Origin of the sequence: Sinomicrobium pectinilyticum (assembly GCF_003725735.1) — a bacterium.
Classification (GTDB): Bacteria; Bacteroidota; Bacteroidia; order Flavobacteriales; family Flavobacteriaceae; genus Sinomicrobium; species Sinomicrobium pectinilyticum.
In genome coordinates, this window is sequence record NZ_RJTM01000117.1 from 1 (window position 1) to 17,407 (window position 17,407).

At 45.3% G+C, this 17,407-nt stretch carries 13 protein-coding genes; 4 read left to right on the forward strand and 9 right to left on the reverse strand.

Annotated features, from left to right (window positions below):
• Window positions 1-428 precede the first annotated feature (428 nt).
• Window positions 429-938, reverse strand: a complete 510-nt coding sequence (locus ED312_RS17600; RefSeq protein WP_123217344.1) for a GNAT family N-acetyltransferase — start codon at window positions 936-938, stop codon at window positions 429-431.
• 113 nt (window positions 939-1,051) lie between these two features.
• Window positions 1,052-2,596: a hypothetical protein gene (locus tag ED312_RS17605; RefSeq protein ID WP_123217345.1), complete on the reverse strand. Its 1,545-nt coding sequence runs from the start codon at window positions 2,594-2,596 to the stop codon at window positions 1,052-1,054.
• A 155-nt stretch (window positions 2,597-2,751) separates the two neighbouring features.
• Here ED312_RS17605 and ED312_RS17610 point away from each other — a divergent pair, with 155 nt between their 5' ends.
• The 4 genes from ED312_RS17610 to leuB all read left to right on the forward strand — a co-directional run bounded on the left by ED312_RS17610 (window position 2,752) and on the right by leuB (window position 7,282).
• Window positions 2,752-3,924 (forward strand): 2-isopropylmalate synthase, encoded by a 1,173-nt coding sequence (locus ED312_RS17610; RefSeq protein WP_123217346.1) that lies wholly within the window; start codon window positions 2,752-2,754, stop codon window positions 3,922-3,924.
• A 128-nt stretch (window positions 3,925-4,052) separates the two neighbouring features.
• On the forward strand, window positions 4,053-5,447 hold the full coding sequence (gene leuC, locus ED312_RS17615; RefSeq protein ID WP_123217347.1) for a 3-isopropylmalate dehydratase large subunit: 1,395 nt from the start codon (window positions 4,053-4,055) through the stop codon (window positions 5,445-5,447).
• 97 nt (window positions 5,448-5,544) lie between these two features.
• Window positions 5,545-6,150 carry a 3-isopropylmalate dehydratase small subunit gene (gene leuD, locus ED312_RS17620; RefSeq protein WP_123217348.1) on the forward strand — a complete coding sequence of 202 codons (606 nt, stop codon included), beginning with the start codon at window positions 5,545-5,547 and terminating at the stop codon, window positions 6,148-6,150.
• A 13-nt stretch (window positions 6,151-6,163) separates the two neighbouring features.
• Complete coding sequence (gene leuB, locus ED312_RS17625) at window positions 6,164-7,282, forward strand: 3-isopropylmalate dehydrogenase (protein ID WP_123217349.1); 1,119 nt, start codon at window positions 6,164-6,166, stop codon at window positions 7,280-7,282.
• Between the two features lie 93 nt (window positions 7,283-7,375).
• Here leuB and ED312_RS17630 read toward each other — a convergent pair whose 3' ends face one another.
• The 7 genes from ED312_RS17630 to ilvD form a co-directional block, all read right to left on the reverse strand.
• Complete coding sequence (locus ED312_RS17630; RefSeq protein ID WP_123217350.1) at window positions 7,376-8,965, reverse strand: NADP-dependent glyceraldehyde-3-phosphate dehydrogenase; 1,590 nt, start codon at window positions 8,963-8,965, stop codon at window positions 7,376-7,378.
• A 47-nt stretch (window positions 8,966-9,012) separates the two neighbouring features.
• Window positions 9,013-10,275 (reverse strand): threonine ammonia-lyase IlvA, encoded by a 1,263-nt coding sequence (ilvA, locus tag ED312_RS17635; RefSeq protein ID WP_123217351.1) that lies wholly within the window; start codon window positions 10,273-10,275, stop codon window positions 9,013-9,015.
• 73 nt (window positions 10,276-10,348) lie between these two features.
• Window positions 10,349-11,071, reverse strand: a complete 723-nt coding sequence (locus tag ED312_RS17640) for a class I SAM-dependent methyltransferase (RefSeq protein ID WP_123217352.1) — start codon at window positions 11,069-11,071, stop codon at window positions 10,349-10,351.
• A gap of 108 nt (window positions 11,072-11,179) precedes the next feature.
• A complete protein-coding gene (ilvC, locus tag ED312_RS17645; protein ID WP_123217353.1) occupies window positions 11,180-12,649 on the reverse strand; it encodes a ketol-acid reductoisomerase in 1,470 nt (489 codons plus the stop codon).
• A gap of 123 nt (window positions 12,650-12,772) precedes the next feature.
• Window positions 12,773-13,297: an acetolactate synthase small subunit gene (gene ilvN, locus ED312_RS17650; RefSeq protein WP_123217354.1), complete on the reverse strand. Its 525-nt coding sequence runs from the start codon at window positions 13,295-13,297 to the stop codon at window positions 12,773-12,775.
• A 129-nt stretch (window positions 13,298-13,426) separates the two neighbouring features.
• The gene (ilvB, locus tag ED312_RS17655; RefSeq protein ID WP_123217355.1) at window positions 13,427-15,160 is read right to left on the reverse strand and encodes a biosynthetic-type acetolactate synthase large subunit; all 1,734 of its coding nucleotides are present in this window, start codon (window positions 15,158-15,160) and stop codon (window positions 13,427-13,429) included.
• Between the two features lie 99 nt (window positions 15,161-15,259).
• Window positions 15,260-16,936, reverse strand: coding sequence for a dihydroxy-acid dehydratase (gene ilvD, locus ED312_RS17660; RefSeq protein WP_123217356.1), 1,677 nt, complete (start codon window positions 16,934-16,936; stop codon window positions 15,260-15,262).
• Window positions 16,937-17,407: the final 471 nt, after the last annotated feature.

Consider the following 17,407-nt stretch of genomic DNA (forward strand, 5'->3'; position numbering starts at 1 on the left):
AGGCATAGCCATCAGAACATGACCACCTGCAAAGCAGGTGGGTTTTTAAGGTTAACTAAACAAAGAAAACTATAATCGATTGCATAAAAAATAATAATAAAGCCTCCCTTTCATCAATTTATCAGCTTCACCATTTTTAAAAAAGCTATCCTGAAACTAAACCTGTGGGCTTAAAGTTCACAGGTTTGTGGCAAACCTAAAGTCTGTTTGCCATAGCTTGTCCCCGCTTAGCGGCGGAAGATTCACGAATCCTTTTTTACACTACTATAAGTTACATACAGCGATTCGTGTATTCGTGGCAAAAGTTTATAGAAACCAAAGTAACCGTAATAATCCCGATCCCGATAATTATCGGGATTATCGGGATCGGGATTATCAGGAGTAAGCTTTGAATCTTTAACTTGATAATCAAGAATCCGGAGTGCTTCTTAATTCTTTATTTCAAAGTTCCAGTCCATCACAAAATCGTCCATAATATAGCCGTTGCCGATGGGGATAACTTCTTCGCCCGTTTTCTTAAACCCGATTTTCTCATAAAAACCGATGGCAGGATTGTACTTATTGACATTAAGGGACAACACGGTATCTTTTTTCTCTGCGGCCACTTGCCTGCATCTCTCAATGAGTTTTTTTCCCACGCCTTTTCCCTGTGTCTCCGGCAGGATATAAATCTTATGTATCTTGGTGGTGGGAATCTGCATATACCCGGTCTCACAAGAGAGGAAGCCCAGGTAACTTTCGCCTTCCGAAGCCAGGAAAAAACGGTGTCCCTTTTGTTCCATTTGCTCCGTTAATGCTTCCGTGCTGTACATCATGTCCAGCATATAGGCTATCTGCTTTTCCGACAGGATGTCTTTGAATGTATGCGGCCAGGTGTGGTTGGCTATCTGCTGTATTACCGGGATATCACCCGTAAAGGCTTCTCGAATAGCTATCATCGGTTTTGTTATTGTGTCACCCTCTCCTCTCTTCGGCATCTCCCCCTGCGGAAAGAGAAATTATCTGTCCCTTAAACTTTATTCTCAAATTATCTCATTATCACATTAGCGCGTCATCGCACCAGTTTCTTTGCCTTCTCCTGTATGATCATGCCTACCGGTTTGCCCTCTATCTTGCTTTCCAGCCAGGAAATAATATCCAGGTATAAAAACGCCCTTCTTTCGTACGGGTCACTGTCAAGTTCCTTAAACCGGGCATGAAGTTTCTTAAATTCCTTTTTAAGTTCATGAGGGTAAATGTTCCCCAGGTTCCGAAGAAATTTTATCATTTCTTTCTGAACCTCGTGAAGATCATTCATTTTCAGCAAAAATTTGTAGGTACTCTTCAACTGCACATCCAGGTGATAATCCATTCCCGCTTCATAATGTGCTACCAGGCTGAGCACCCTGGAAAAACACATAAGGTCTTCGCGCATGGTCAGGTTTTTGTTATCTATGATCTTCTTCAGGTAAGTGATACACATTTTATTGTCCCCGTCACCGAAATACATGCAGGCAATCTTGTAATAAAACACCATAACGTGATGCTCATCTATCGTATCCCTGTGTATTTTCAACTGCTTCAGTATATCGTCCACAAGAGAGAGTCCTTCCTTAAAAGAGCCTTCCACAAAATGCAGGTTAAGTTTATTGATATAGATATACAAAAAACAAAGGGAAGAAATATTTTCGTTCTTCGGAAAAGGATCGGAGGCTATAGTCGTTTCCAGACGATCGAGGACCACCTTGAACTGCGTCTTGTACTTCAGCATGAAAAGCGATTCCAGCAGGTAGTTATTCCCCTTGAGGTAATACACCGGATTCAGGTAGATCATCTGTTCGTTTTCGTAAAACAGGTCCGTAAGTTTACTGGCGTATTTAAAACAGGAAAGAAAATCCTGGGTGAGAAAACTGTACCAGAGATGCGCCTTGTACAACCACAGTTTTTCCCGGAAACCGAGATCTTCCGGTTTACATTTGGGTAAACGGGAATAAAAGTATTCCGTAATACGTTGGTTCTCTTCGTCGCTTTTTACATAACCCGATTTGAGCAGTATGCCATAAAGTTGCAAAGACAGGTTGGACAGCCTGCTTGTTACAACATTCTGCATACTCAGTTCCTTGGCCTGCACTGCAAGTTCATCGGCCCGGCCGCTCATACTGCGCGTGATGTACTGGGTTTCGATGATCTTCTCAAATTCCACAATCTCGTAGGCAATGTTCTTTTCCTCGTTCTCTATGGCAAGTTGTTTGGCTTTTTCAAGTATTTTCAGGCTTTGGCGGTACAACCCCTTGTGGTAGAGTATGGTGGCAAAGTCCATTTGTTCGCGAATCTGTATCCTGATGTTCTGGTTCACCGGGTTTAACCTGAGACTTACCAGGACCTGTTTGTACAAATGCGCTTTGAGATTGGATAATTGTTGCTTTTTAACGATCCCGCTCTTCAGTATTTCCTTTTCGTTATAATCGTGCATTTTATCCAGGAGGTTAAAAAGTGCAAGGAATTTGGCGTCGGCGTTTACTCCTAATCTGTTAACATAGAGCTTGAATTGTCTCTTTTCGGACTTGGAAAGGGATTTTATCAAAACAAACAACGAATCTTTTTGTGCATTTGTCATTGTAATAAAAATGATATTAAAAACCTAGTTATCAAATTGTTAAGTTTTATATTTTTTTGTTAAGCATTGTAAAGTACCACAACTGAAATCCTTTGTTTGAATTTGCAAAATATAAATTCGTATTAGAAAAATAAAATTAAGCCTAATAATTTGACATGAGTAAAGAAAAAGTACAAATCTTTGACACCACTCTTCGGGATGGCGAACAAGTACCCGGATGCAAGCTGAATACCAAACAGAAACTGGTAATCGCTGAGCGTCTGGACGAACTTGGAGTGGATGTCATCGAGGCCGGATTCCCCATCTCCAGCCCCGGAGATTTTACATCGGTCGTCGAAATAGCAAAAATAGTCAAAAATGCAACGGTATGCGGACTCACAAGGGCGGTTAAAAAAGATATTGAAGTTGCTGCCGAGGCCCTGAAATTTGCTAAAAGACCTCGTATCCATACGGGAATAGGCACTTCGGACTCCCACATCACTCACAAATTCAAGGCAACCCGTGAAGAAATCATCGAAAGAGCAGTCAGTGCGGTAGCCTATGCCAGGACTTTTGTAGACGATGTGGAATTTTATGCCGAAGATGCCGGGCGTACGGATAATGAATTCCTCGCACAGGTCTGTGAAGCAGTTGTAGCAGCCGGGGCCACAGTGCTCAATATACCCGATACTACCGGGTATTGTCTTCCCGAAGAGTATGGCGCCAAGATAAAATACCTGAGGGACAATGTAAAAGGTATTGAAAAAGCAACGCTTTCCTGCCACTGCCATAACGATCTCGGACTGGCCACGGCAAACTCCATAGCAGGGGTTATCAACGGTGCCAGACAGATAGAATGCACCATAAACGGTATCGGTGAACGCGCCGGAAATACTTCCCTGGAAGAAGTAGTGATGATCCTTCGCCAGCACCCTACCCTCGATCTCGATACGAATATCAACTCCAGATTACTGTACAGCACCAGTCGGATGGTCTCCGAAAGCATGGGCATGCCCGTACAACCCAATAAAGCAATCGTAGGTGCCAATGCCTTTGCGCACAGTTCCGGTATTCACCAGGACGGGGTCATCAAAAACAGGGAAACATATGAAATCATCGATCCTGCCGATGTAGGGGTTACCGAATCTGCCATAGTACTTACGGCAAGAAGCGGCCGCGCCGCACTGGCATACAGGGCAAAAAAGGTAGGGTACGAACTCACCAAACTTCAACTGGATGTGGTATACCAGGAATTCCTGAAATTCGCCGACAGGAAAAAAGAAGTAATAGACCAGGACATCCATGAAATAATGCATGTCTGCAAAATAACGGAAGCAAGGGCAGTGTAAGGGATTGCCGGATCATAATTAAAAAACATAATTAAAAAACTAACTATAATATCCTTTTGTAAAGCACAACAATCTCAACTCCCTGAACGCACAACCTGCCCATTGCATGCAACTAAAGTAAAAAACGAATGAAGAAGACATTATTTGATAAAGTTTGGGATAGCCATGTGGTCGATTCTGTAGAGAATGGACCACAAATATTATATATAGACAAGCACCTGATCCACGAGGTAACCAGCCCCCAGGCGTTTGCGGAACTGGAGCAAAGGAATATACCGGTTTTCCGCCCGGATCAGATCGTGGCTACCGCAGACCACAATGTCCCCACACTTAACCAGCACCTGCCTATTCAGGATGCCCTTTCACGGAAACAGGTGGAGCAATTGACGGAAAACTGTAAAAAACACGGGGTAACGCTGTATGGCCTGGGACATAAATACCAGGGTATTGTTCATGTTATGGCCCCAGAACTCGGTATCACCCAACCCGGAATGACCATGGTATGCGGGGATAGTCATACTTCTACCCACGGTGCCTTCGGTACCATAGCATTCGGTATCGGTACCAGCCAGGTAGCCCAGGTTTTTGCGAGCCAGTGCCTGTTGCTGAGCAAACCTAAAAAAATGAGGATCAACGTCAACGGAAAACTCCGCAAAGGAGTGCTCCCCAAAGATGTTATCCTTTACATTATTGCCAAACTCGGAACCAATTCCGGTACCGGGTATTTTGCGGAATATGCCGGAGATGTTTTTGAGAATATGAGTATGGAAGGGCGTATGACGGTGTGTAACATGAGTATAGAAATGGGAGCCCGTGGCGGTATGATAGCGCCTGATGAAACTACTTTTGCTTATGTAAAAGGAAAAGAGTTCGCTCCGAAAGGATCAGCATTCGACAAAAAAGTAGCCTACTGGAAAACGCTTAAAACCGATGAAGGTGCGGTATTTGACAAAGAATACTCTTTTGATGCGGAAGACATCGCTCCTATGGTAACTTACGGGACCAACCCCGGGATGGGTATCAAAATAGACGGGCATATCCCCGAACTGAACGATATTTCTTTTGAGAAATCCCTCAGGTACATGGGATTTGAAAAGGGAGAAACCCTGCTGGGCAAACCGATCAATTATGTATTTATCGGAAGTTGTACCAATTCCCGTATCGAGGATTTCCGTATTGCAGCGGATTATATCAGGGGTAAACAAAAAGCGGCCAATGTAAATGCCCTTATTGTTCCCGGTTCGCAGCAGGTAGCCAAACAGATCGAAGAGGAAGGTTTGAAGGAAGTATTCGAAGAAGCCGGTTTCGTATTGCGCCAGCCCGGCTGTTCTGCCTGCCTCGCCATGAATGACGATAAGATCCCGGCAGGGGAATATTGTGTGTCCACCTCCAACAGGAATTTCGAAGGACGCCAGGGACAGGGAGCACGAACTATACTGGCCAGTCCCCTTATAGCTGCCGCAACGGCGGTAAAAGGAGCCATAGCGGCCCCGTACGAAGAAGAGATCACCGTGCCCGCATAATTTTATTTATCAATTTATAAAGAAGAGACGCACGGCCGTGCGTCTCCATCAGGAGAGAAGGCCGCACAGTTCAATCGTTAGTAGAAGAAAAAGAAAAATGGAAAAATTCATCACACATACGTCAAGGGCCATCCCGCTGCCCATAGAGAATATAGACACTGACCAGATCATACCGGCACGTTTTCTCAAAGCCACCAATAAAGCCGGGTTCGGGGAAAACCTTTTCCGCGACTGGAGGTATAACAAAGATGGTTCGGAGAACGAATCCTTTCCTCTTAACGATACCGGGTACAGTGGCACTATCCTCATTGCCGGAGATAATTTCGGTTGCGGCTCCAGCCGTGAACACGCTGCATGGGCCCTGGCGGATTACGGGCTGAAAGTTATTGTATCCAGTTATTTTGCGGATATATTCAAAGGAAATGCACTGAACAACGGTTTATTGCCCGTACAGGTATCTCCCGGATACCTCAAGGAACTTCTGGCAGCGGTACAAAATGACCCCGCTACGGAAATACTGGTAAATCTCGAAGAACAGTATATTGCTATAAAGGGTTCGGATAAAAAGGAACCTTTTGAGATAGACGCTTATAAAAAACTGTGTTTGCTGAACGGGTACGATGATATAGACTTCCTCATCAGCAAAAAGGGCAAAATTGAAGAATTTGAGCTTCGACTTGGCTCAGCTACCAAACCATATTAAAAAAGAAATAGATATGAAATTGAACATCGCACTTTTACCTGGAGACGGTATAGGCCCTGATGTAGTGGAACAAGCCGTAAAATCTTTACAGGCTGTTGCCGATGCCTTCGGCCATACCTTCCATTTCGAAGAAGCCCTGGTCGGGGCCGTAGCCATTGACAAAACCGGGGATCCCCTGCCGGAAGAGACCCTGGAAGTATGCAGAAGATCCCATGCCGTGCTTTTCGGTGCGATAGGAGATCCTAAATACGACAATGATCCCAAAGCGAAAGTACGGCCGGAACAAGGGTTGTTGAAACTCCGGAAATCCCTCGGCCTTTTTACCAATATCCGTCCCGTTAAAGCCTATCCTACCCTTATCGAAAAATCCCCCCTGAAAAAAGAAATTATTTCCGGAACGGATTTTACGATTTACAGGGAGCTTACGGGAGGTATTTATTTCGGGGAGAAAAAACTGAGTGAAAACGGTACGGTAGCATCCGACCTCTGCGAATATTCCGAAGCGGAAATAGAACGTATTGCCCATTTAGCATTTAAGGCGGCAAGGAGCAGAAGAAATAAACTGACACTCGTGGACAAGGCCAATGTACTGGAAACCTCCAGGCTGTGGCGAAGAGTGGTTACGGCTATTGGTAAAAGTTATCCCGACGTGGAACTGGATTTCCTTTTTGTGGACAATGCCGCCATGCAGATCATCCTCAATCCGGGCCAGTTTGATGTTATCCTTACCGAAAATATGTTCGGTGATATTATTTCCGACGAGGGAAGTGTCATCGGAGGTTCCATAGGTTTACTTGCATCTGCTTCCGTAGGAAGTGACAATGCCATGTTTGAGCCTATACACGGGTCCTATCCGCAGGCCAAAGGCAAGGATATTGCCAACCCGGTAGCGTCTATCCTTTCCGCTGCCATGCTCCTGGAGCATTTTAACCTGAAGGAAGAAGCCGAAGCTGTTAAGAATGCCGTCGAAAAGTCCCTCGAGAAAGGTGTGGTAACACCCGACCTGGATAAAGACAGCAAATTCGGCACCAATAAGGTAGGTGATTTTATAGCCGACTTTATTCTTCACGCGGAAGATACCACTCAGGTTAATAAGGAAAATATCGAATTTGGGCAGTCTACCATTATATAAAAATTGATTTAGCTAACTGAAACCTTCCCAAAGAGAAACCCGGATCTTGCAATCCGGGTTTTGTTTTTATGAGATATTGAAGACGACCCTTTTTTACAAAATATAGTCCGTATTCATAAAATTGGAAGCCTTGCTGTCCAGAAGTTCGGTTAAAATAGCCCGGTTGTATTCATTGTCTTTCGAAGCTACGAAAGTACGTACGGAGAACGAACGCAAAGCATCATGCACGCTGAGGGTACTTACGGCCGAATCTTTTCTTCCGGTGAAAGGGTATACATCCGGTCCACGCTGACAGGAACTGTTAAGGTTCACCCGGCATACCAGGTTAACCAGCGTATCGATAAGCGGTGCCAGGGTTTTTATATTCTGCCCGAACAGGCTTACCTGCTGCCCGTAGTTGGACTCGGCCATATCGTTCAGGGGCTCTTCTATGCTTCTGAAAGGCAGGATGGGAATAAGCGGACCGAACTGCTCTTCCTGGTATGCCCTGGAATCTTTGCTCACCGGGTACAACACCGGGGGGAAAATATAATTTTCCGTACGCTCTCCTCCCCTTTTATTAATAATTTTCGCCCCCTTGGCTACGGCATCATCAATGAGTTCCTGGATGTAATCGGGTTTACCGGGCTCCGGTAGCGGGGTAAGCATAACGCCGGGTTCCCAGGGGTTCCCGAATTTCAGTTCATCTACACGCCGGGCAAACCGTTTGTTGAATTCTTCGACCACATCTTCATGTACATACAGCACCTTAAGGGCCGTACACCGCTGTCCGTTAAAAGACAGGGTCCCGGAAATACATTCTTCTATGGCAAGGTCCAGATCTGCATCCGGTAATACGATGGCCGGGTTTTTGGCTTCCAGTCCCAGAACCAGCCTTAACCTGTTCTTATTAGGGTGCTGGTCCTGCAGGGCAATAGCGGATTTACTGTTACCTATAAGCGCAAGAACATCAATCTTACCTGTTTTCATTATCGGGGCGGCCACTACCCTTCCCCTTCCGTAAAGAATGTTTACCACTCCTTTCGGGAAACTGCTCCGGAATGCTTCGAGCAACGGAGAAATCAGGAGAACGCCATGCTTTGCAGGTTTAAACACTACAGTATTCCCCATCATAAGCGCAGGGATCAGTAGGGCAAAAGTTTCGTTAAGAGGATAATTGTACGGTCCCATACAGAGGACCACGCCGAGCGGCCCGCGACGAATATGGGCGTAAACCCCGCCGTGTTTTTCAAAACGCGCACTGTCGCGATCCAGTTGTTTATAATCTTCAATAGTATCGTAGATATACTCTACCGTCCTGTCGAATTCTTTTTCGGAATCCGGGAGGTTCTTTCCTATTTCCCACATCAGGAGTTTTACAACTTCCTCGCGTCTGGTTTTCATTTGCCGGACGAACTTCTCCATACATGCTATCCTGTCCACCACTTTCATGGTCGGCCACAATCCCTGTCCTTTGTCATAGGCATCACAGGCCGCGCCGAGTGTTTCCAGTGCGGATGACTCGTCCATATCCGGAACGGTACCCAGTAATGTAGGGCCGTATTCCCCTTTATTGTTATGGGTATGTATGGAAGAGTATACTTCGGCAAAACCGCCTTCCCATTTTTTCAGTTCACCATTGGCCAGATAGGTATCCTGGTGTATTGTGCTTTTTAATTTGAATTCTTCTTGAACGCTTTGCATTAGTGTGTTTTCGTTTTGTGGTTAAACATGGTTGTCTTGTCTCTGCTTTATACCAGAAACTGGAACAAATCCGGTTTGTTGTTCAGGTAGTCCCCGTAAAAATGACGGGCTTTCATACGCTCTATCAAAGGTAACAAATCCTTTTCACTTTTAAGCTCGATACCTACTACCGCAGGAGCATTTTCCCTGCTGTGTTTCTTGGTATACTGAAAATGGGTTATATCGTCATTCGGGCCCAGTATCTCGGCAACAAATTCTTTAAGAGCCCCGGCACGCTGCGGGAACCGCACAATAAAATAATGTTTGAGATTGGCATATAAAAGGGCTCTCTCCTTGATCTCTGCGGTACGGGTAATGTCATTATTGCTGCCGCTTACCACGCAGACCACATTTTTTCCCTTTATCTCATCTTTATACCTGTCCAGTGCCGATATGGTAAGTGCACCTGCAGGTTCTACAACAATAGCGTCCTTGTTATACAAATCTAATATCGTCTGGCAGACTTTTCCTTCGGGGACAGTTATCATATCGTGAAGAAATTGTTTGCATATTTCAAAAGTTTTGTCGCCTACCCGCTGAACTGCAGCTCCGTCTACGAATTTTTCGATCTCACCGAGTTCGGTATTTGCATTGTTTTGTATGGACATGCTCATAGAAGGTGCGCCTTCCGGCTCCACTCCTATAATTTTTGTTTCGGGGGATAATACACGGAATACAGCGGATACGCCTGATGCCAGACCACCTCCTCCCACGGGAACAAAAAGGTAGTCTACCGGAACAGCAGCCTGTTCCAGTATTTCCAGTCCTACGGTAGCCTGTCCTTCTATTACCTTTTCATCGTCAAAGGGATGTACAAAGGTTTTTCCCAGTCGTTCGCACTCGGTGACAGCCGCTTTGTTGGAATCGTCAAAAGTATCCCCTACCAATACGATATCTATCTGGTCTTCCCCGAACATTTTCACCTGGCTGATTTTTTGCCTGGGTGTAGGTGCCGGCATATAGATCGTGCCCTTGATGCCCAGTTTATTGCAGGACATCGCAACGCCCTGTGCATGATTTCCCGCACTGGCACAAACGATCCCCCGGGCTTTTTCTTCTTCGGACAATGACCGGATCTTGTTATAAGCCCCTCTTATCTTATAGGACCGGACTATTTGCAGATCTTCCCTTTTCAAAAGAATATTGGCATCAAACATCCTGGAGTAGGTAAGGCTTTGTGCCAGTGGTGTATGTATGGCTACACCTGCCAGGGTTTTTGCCGCTTCTTTGACCTGTTCTATTTCTGGTATGTACTTTGTTGTCACGTCCATAAAATCCTCTGTAATTTTGTTATCCGGGTATTCGGGTTTATGGCTTTGCCGCGCTATAAACCCTGCATCGGTTTTATTTAATTGCCCCGAATGCCGCGAAGCAACTGTTTTTATGTAATATTTCCACCGTTTTAAACCCGGTCTTTTTCATAAGTTCTGTCTGATAGGTTACCGACCGCGGGGTATCTTCCTTTTCGATATAGGCAAATACTTTTTCCCTGTAATCTTTTCCGCCGGCATTTTCCAGGTAGTTACCGTATTCTCTCCAGAACATGGCATGTACGGCTCCGGAATCGTGAGAAACCATATCGGATATCCAGAAACTTCCGCCGGGTTTCAGCAAGCTGTATATTTTTCCGAATACGTTCTCCCAGTCCTCGTCTTCCCGCAAATGATGCAACACCGCTCCGGCGAGTACAATATCGAAATGGTCCTGCGGCAAATTCACTTCCCGGATGTCTCCTTCAAAGACATCTATTTTTCCGTTGGTCTTCTCCCTCACCCTTTCTTCTGCCCTTTTCAGCATAGGACGGGAAAGGTCTACCAGGGTACAGTTGAGGCCGGGTAGTTTGGAAAGCATTTTCAGCGTATAATTCCCCGCTCCGCACCCGATATCGAGAAGGTTATGCGCATCCGGATTTACACTACGTGCGGCTTCGGTTATCCATTCGAGCGTTACCGGGGCATCTATGGTGGATTGCTGGCCGGTATGCAGATCAGAAAAACGCTCCACATCGTTATCGAATCTCTGTCTTATCTCCTCGTTTGTTGATTTGTATGTGTAGTCGGTTTTCAAGTATAAAAATTTATCGGGTTATTTCACCGGTGCAAAATATGACGAACCGTATGTAAAACTTAGAAAATGACCGGGGACCATTCCGGTTGCCCCGGCCTCCTTTAATTGTTAAACGATCTTTTTCATCTCTGTCATGGAAGAACGCAGGTATGCCCCTACTTTTTCCACAGGATGATTTCTGATCTGTGCATTTACTTTAATAAGTTCCTGGTTGTCTACCGCATTACCACTCCCGAAAGATTTGCCAATAACATTCGTGTCGATCTTTTTCATGAAATCGGCCAGCAACGGCTTACATGCATGATCGAAAAGATAACACCCGTATTCTGCCGTATCGGATATAACACGGTTCATCTCAAACAGTTTTTTACGTGCTATGGTGTTAGCAATAAGCGGTGTTTCGTGCAGGGACTCGTAATAAGCTGACTCTGCGATAATACCGGCTTCTGTCATGGTTTCGAACGCCAGTTCCACTCCGGATTTTACAAAGGCAATCATCAATACTCCATTATCAAAATACTCCTGCTCTGAAATAGGATCGGATGCAATTTCTGTTTTTTCGAAGGCGGTTTCCCCCGTGGCTTTTCTCCAGGTAAGCAGGTTGGCATCATCGTTTGCCCAGTCTTCCATCATTGTTTTGGAGAAGTGTCCGCTCATAATATCGTCCATATGTTTCTGGAACAGCGGCCTCATAATCTCTTTCAGCTCTTCAGATAAGCGGAAAGCCTCTATTTTGGCCGGATTGGACAACCTGTCCATCATGTTGGTGATCCCTCCGTGCTTCAATGCTTCCGTTATGGTCTCCCATCCGTACTGAACCAGTTTGGCCGCATAGCCGGGCTCTACTCCTTTTTCCACCATTTTATCGAAGCTCAGTATAGATCCGGTTTGTAACAGTCCGCACAGAATGGTCTGTTCTCCCATAAGATCTGATTTTACTTCGGCTACGAAAGAAGAGCGCAGTACCCCTGCCCTGTGTCCTCCGGTAGCGGCAGCGTAAGCCTTGGCCTGCTCCAAACCTTCCCCGTTAGGGTCATTCTCCGGGTGAACTGCGATAAGGGTAGGTACTCCGAACCCTCTTTTATATTCTTCCCTTACTTCAGATCCGGGACACTTCGGGGCTACCATGATTACCGTAATATCTTCCCGTATCTTCATTCCCTCTTCCACAATGTTGAACCCGTGAGAGTAGGACAAGGTAGAACCCTGTTTCATCAGGGGCATAATGGTTTTGATCACCGATGTATGCTGTTTGTCCGGCGTAAGGTTACAAACCATGTCGGCAGTCGGGATCAGTTCTTCATAAGTACCTACGTTAAACCCGTTTTCCGTTGCATTTTTATAGGATTGCCTTTGTTCCTTGATGGCGGCTTCACGCAATGCATAAGAAATATCCAATCCGGAATCCCTCATATTCAGTCCCTGGTTAAGCCCCTGGGCACCACAGCCTACAATTACTATTTTTTTTCCTAAAAGTTTTTTTACACCTTCATTGAATTCGGACCTGTCCATAAATTCACATACTCCTAATTGTTGTAATTGAAGCCTCAACGGAAGCGTGTTAAAGTAATTTGCCATTTTTATTGCTTATTATTTCTGATTTATAATTAATTGTACTTGTTAAAATATATGACCGTTTGATGTTCATGGGATCCCTTGTGGAAACGCACGGCCGTGCGTTTAACGGGGAAATCATAATCCCTATGCATTCTGAAATTCCCGGAGCAATGCAGATATGTTCATTTCGCTCTTGGAAACCGCTATTCTTCCGGAACGTACAAACTGCATGATGCCAAAGGGCACGAGCTCCTCGTACAATGCATCGGTTTCATGCCGTCTTCCGGTTTTCTCTATGACAAAAAAATCTCTTGCCACGGTAACGATATTGGCATTGCTTTGCTTGATGATGTTCTGTATCTGTCTCTCGTCAAACAACAGGCTCGATTTTATTTTGAATAAAGCGGTTTCCTGGTAGATGGTTTCTTCATCGGTATGGTAATACGCTTTTATGACCTCGATCTGTTTTTCCAGTTGCCCGACAATTTTGCGTACCTGGTCTTCATCCATGGCAGCTACAATAACAAATCGGCTTACATTTTCAATTTCCGACTCCGAAACGGTAAGGCTTTCTATATTGATGTGTCGTTTTAAAAATATTGCCGATATCCGGTTCAACAGCCCTATGTTGTTTTCCGAATATATGGAAACGGTATATGTTCTGTTCATTTTTAGTTTCTGAATTTTGCAGTTTTCGGATTTTGGAGTTCTTTGCTTTTACTATTCATACTAACGAACCAAGAACTCCAAAACCCACCCACTGAATTACCTAATTATCTCGTTGACATATCAGCACATTTACTCCAGTCTGCAATCGGCTACGGAAGCTCCTGTAGGTATCATCGGGAATACATTATCTTCTTTTTCCACACAAACCTCCAGGAAATGCGCTTCTTCGGAAGCTATAAGCTCATTAATGGCTTCATCCAGTTCTTCTCTTCTGGTAACCCTTCGCGCGGGAATGTGATATCCTTTGGCGATAGTGACAAAGTCCGGGTTGATGAGCTCAGTAGAGGCATAGCGTTTATCAAAAAAGAGTTGCTGCCACTGCCGTACCATCCCCAGGAAGTCGTTGTTCAGCACGACGATCTTCACCGGGACTCGGGTCTGAAATATGGTTCCGAGCTCCTGAATGGTCATCTGGTAACCACCGTCACCTATAACAGCCACGACTTCCCTTTCCGGGGCCCCCATTTTGGCCCCGATAGCTGCGGGAAGAGCAAACCCCATAGTTCCCAATCCGCCGGAAGTAATATTGCTCTTTGTTTTGTTGAACCTGGCATACCTGCAGGCTATCATCTGGTGTTGCCCTACATCGGAAACCACAATGGCATCGCCACCGGTACGTTTGTTGATCTTTTCCATGACCTCTCCCATGGTGAGTTTTTCTTTTTCCGGGAAAAGATCGTTCTTGATCACTTTCTCAAATTCAATGGCATGCCGGTCCTTGAATTCCTTGTGCCAGTCTTCGTGTTTGTTTTCACGGATAAGGGGCAACAGGCCTGCCAGGGTATCCTTTATATCCCCGAGAACAGCCACATGGGTCTTTACGTTCTTGTCTACTTCTGCCGGGTCAATCTCGAAATGCACCACTTTTGCCTGTTTGGCGTAAGTGTTCAGATCCCCGGTCACCCTGTCGTCAAAACGCATTCCCAGAGCGATGAGCACATCACATTCGTTCGTAAGGATGTTCGGTGCGTAGTTGCCGTGCATTCCTACCATCCCTACATGCAGAGGATGCTCCGTAGGCAGTGCGGAAAGTCCGAGAACAGTCGCTGCGGAAGGTATCCCGGACTTTTCAATAAATGCCCTGAGCTCTTCTTCTGCCTTTCCGAGAATAATTCCCTGACCGAATATGACAAAAGGTTTTTTGGCACTGTTGATAAGTGCGGCCGCTTCTTCTATTTTTGCAGGGTTTATTTCGGGTTTCGGTTTATAGCTTCGTATCGCGGTACATTTTTTATAGGAAAAATCAAATTCCTCGAATTGCGCATTTTTGGTGATATCTATCAGCACAGGCCCGGGACGACCGGAACGTGCAATATAAAAAGCCTTGGCCAGGGCCTTTGGGATATCGGCAGCCCTGGTTACCTGGTAACTCCACTTGGTTACCGGGGTGGATATCCCGATGATATCGGTCTCCTGAAAGGCATCCGTACCCAGCAAATGACGGGCTACCTGCCCGGTGATGCATACCATGGGGGTAGAATCTATCTGAGCATCGGCAATCCCCGTGACGAGATTGGTGGCTCCGGGCCCGGAAGTAGCTATGGCTACCCCCACTTTTCCCGTTGCCCTGGCATATCCCTGGGCCGCATGAGCTGCTCCCTGTTCATGACGGGTAAGTACGTGGTGCAGTTTGTCCCGGAACTTATACAGTTCATCATAAACAGGCATAATAGCACCTCCGGGGTAACCGTAAATAAGGTCTACTCCTTCTTCGAGAAGGCAATGGATCACCGCTTCCGCTCCACTGATCTTTACGGTTGTCCTGGTTTCCGTTTCTACTAATTTTTCTTTTAATGTTTCCATACTGTTATTTATTGTCACACCAAATTGCAATATGCACCGGTCACATATACACGAAAATGCATACCCCTGGAAGCGCACGGCCGTGCGTTTTTTACAGATTTAAAATTCGTCGGTAACACACCCTTCGGATGCTGACGAAACTGTTTTGGCGTATTTGTACAATATTCCTTTTTTCTCTTTTAACGGCGGTTGTTCCCATTTAGATCTCCGCTCGCGGATCTCTTCATCGGAAAGTGCCACATTTATGGTATTCTCTTCCGCATCTATAGTAATAATATCCCCGTCTTCTACCAGGGCTATGGTACCTCCCTCCTGGGCTTCGGGCGAAACGTGCCCTACCACAAAACCGTGAGACCCGCCGGAAAACCGTCCGTCGGTGATCAGGGCTACATCTTTTCCGAGACCTGCTCCCATAATGGCCGAAGTAGGCTTCAGCATTTCTGGCATCCCGGGGCCTCCTTTCGGCCCTTCGTAACGGATAATAACCACATCTCCTTTTTCCACCTTACCGTCTTTAATACCGGTATTGGCTTCGGACTCTCCGTTAAATACTTTGGCTTTTCCCGTAAAGCGCAATCCTTCTTTCCCGGTTATCTTGGCCACGGCGCCCTTTTCGGCCAGGTTACCATATAAGATACGTATGTGGCCGGTGTTCTTTATCGGGTTGTCCAAAGGACGGATAATGTCCTGCCCTTCTTCCAGGTCCGGAACTTCCGCGAGGTTTTCCGCCAGTGTCTTTCCTGTAACCGTAACACAGTCACCATGCAGCATTCCCTCTTTCAACATATATTTTAAAACTGCAGGCACACCTCCTATGCTGTGAAGATCTTCCATAACATACTTACCGCTGGGTTTCAGATCGGCCAGCAAAGGAGTGTTGTCGCTTATACGTTTAAAGTCATCCAGCGAAAAATCTACTTCTGCCGCTTTGGCTATGGCCATAAAATGCAGTACGGCATTGGTAGACCCTCCAAGAACAGTAACTACGCGAAAGGCGTTCTCCAGTGATTTTCTGGTTACTATATCCCTGGGTTTTATATCTTTTTCCAGCAGGAGTCTCAGTGCTTTCCCCGCTGCAATACAATCTTCCTTTTTACCATTGTTAACCGCAGGAATAGATGAGTTGTGCGGAAGCGACATCCCCATGGCTTCTATTGCCGATGCCATGGTATTGGCAGTGTACATACCACCGCATGCTCCTGCTCCGGGACATGCTTTATGAATAACTTCTTTATAATCTTCTTCTGTAATACTTCCGGCAACTTTACTACCCCAGGCTTCGAAAGCAGAAATAATATCCAGCTTTTTACCGTTGTGGCAACCGGCGGCAATCGTTCCGCCATAGACCAGTACGGAAGGGCGGTTGAGGCGTAACAGCGCCATCAGTGCACCGGGCATGTTCTTGTCGCACCCTACTACCGTGACGACCCCGTCATAGCTCATCCCCTGGACGACTGTTTCAATAGAATCCGCTATGAGATCTCTGGAAGGAAGGGAATAGCGCATTCCCTGTGTTCCGTTGGAAATACCGTCACTTACCCCGATGGTGTTAAAAATAAGTCCTACAAGGTCTGCCTGTTCCGTACCTTGTTTCACATACTCGGATAAACCGTTAAGATGCATGTTACAGGGATTTCCTTCATAACCGGTACTCGCTATACCTATCAGCGGTTTTTTCAGATCATCATCGCTAAGTCCTATGGCATGCAGCATTGCCTGTGCGGCAGGTAGTGTTGGATCTTGGGTAACTTGTTTACTATACGTGTTTAACATTATTTAATAAAAATTTGTTTTCACTATTATACTTTACGATCAGCTAAATTATTTTATATAAAATCTCCAGTATTTTAACATTAATTCTGTTTTTTAAACTCAATTCCATCCGCATGTATTTACAATACTGATTTACAATGTTTTATAACACTTATTCCTATCATATCCAAAAACAAATAAAAGCTGAAAAACAAAAGGCCCGTATCATTCTTCGGATTGATACGGGCCCCTGTTTTACAGCATATCCTTATCGTATCAACCCGGAAACGTGTTAATAATGACGACAAGAATAATGACTATGTATGATAATGTTTTCATCAATAAAAATCAGTTAATAAAAAAACCTTCCGTTGCGGGAAGGCTTTGTTTTTATATTCTATTTCAAACACAGCATTCCCGGTCAGGGTGAAATAATCACAATGACAATGACAGAAATGATATGAATAAGGTTTGTTTTCATTTGTAATACAATAT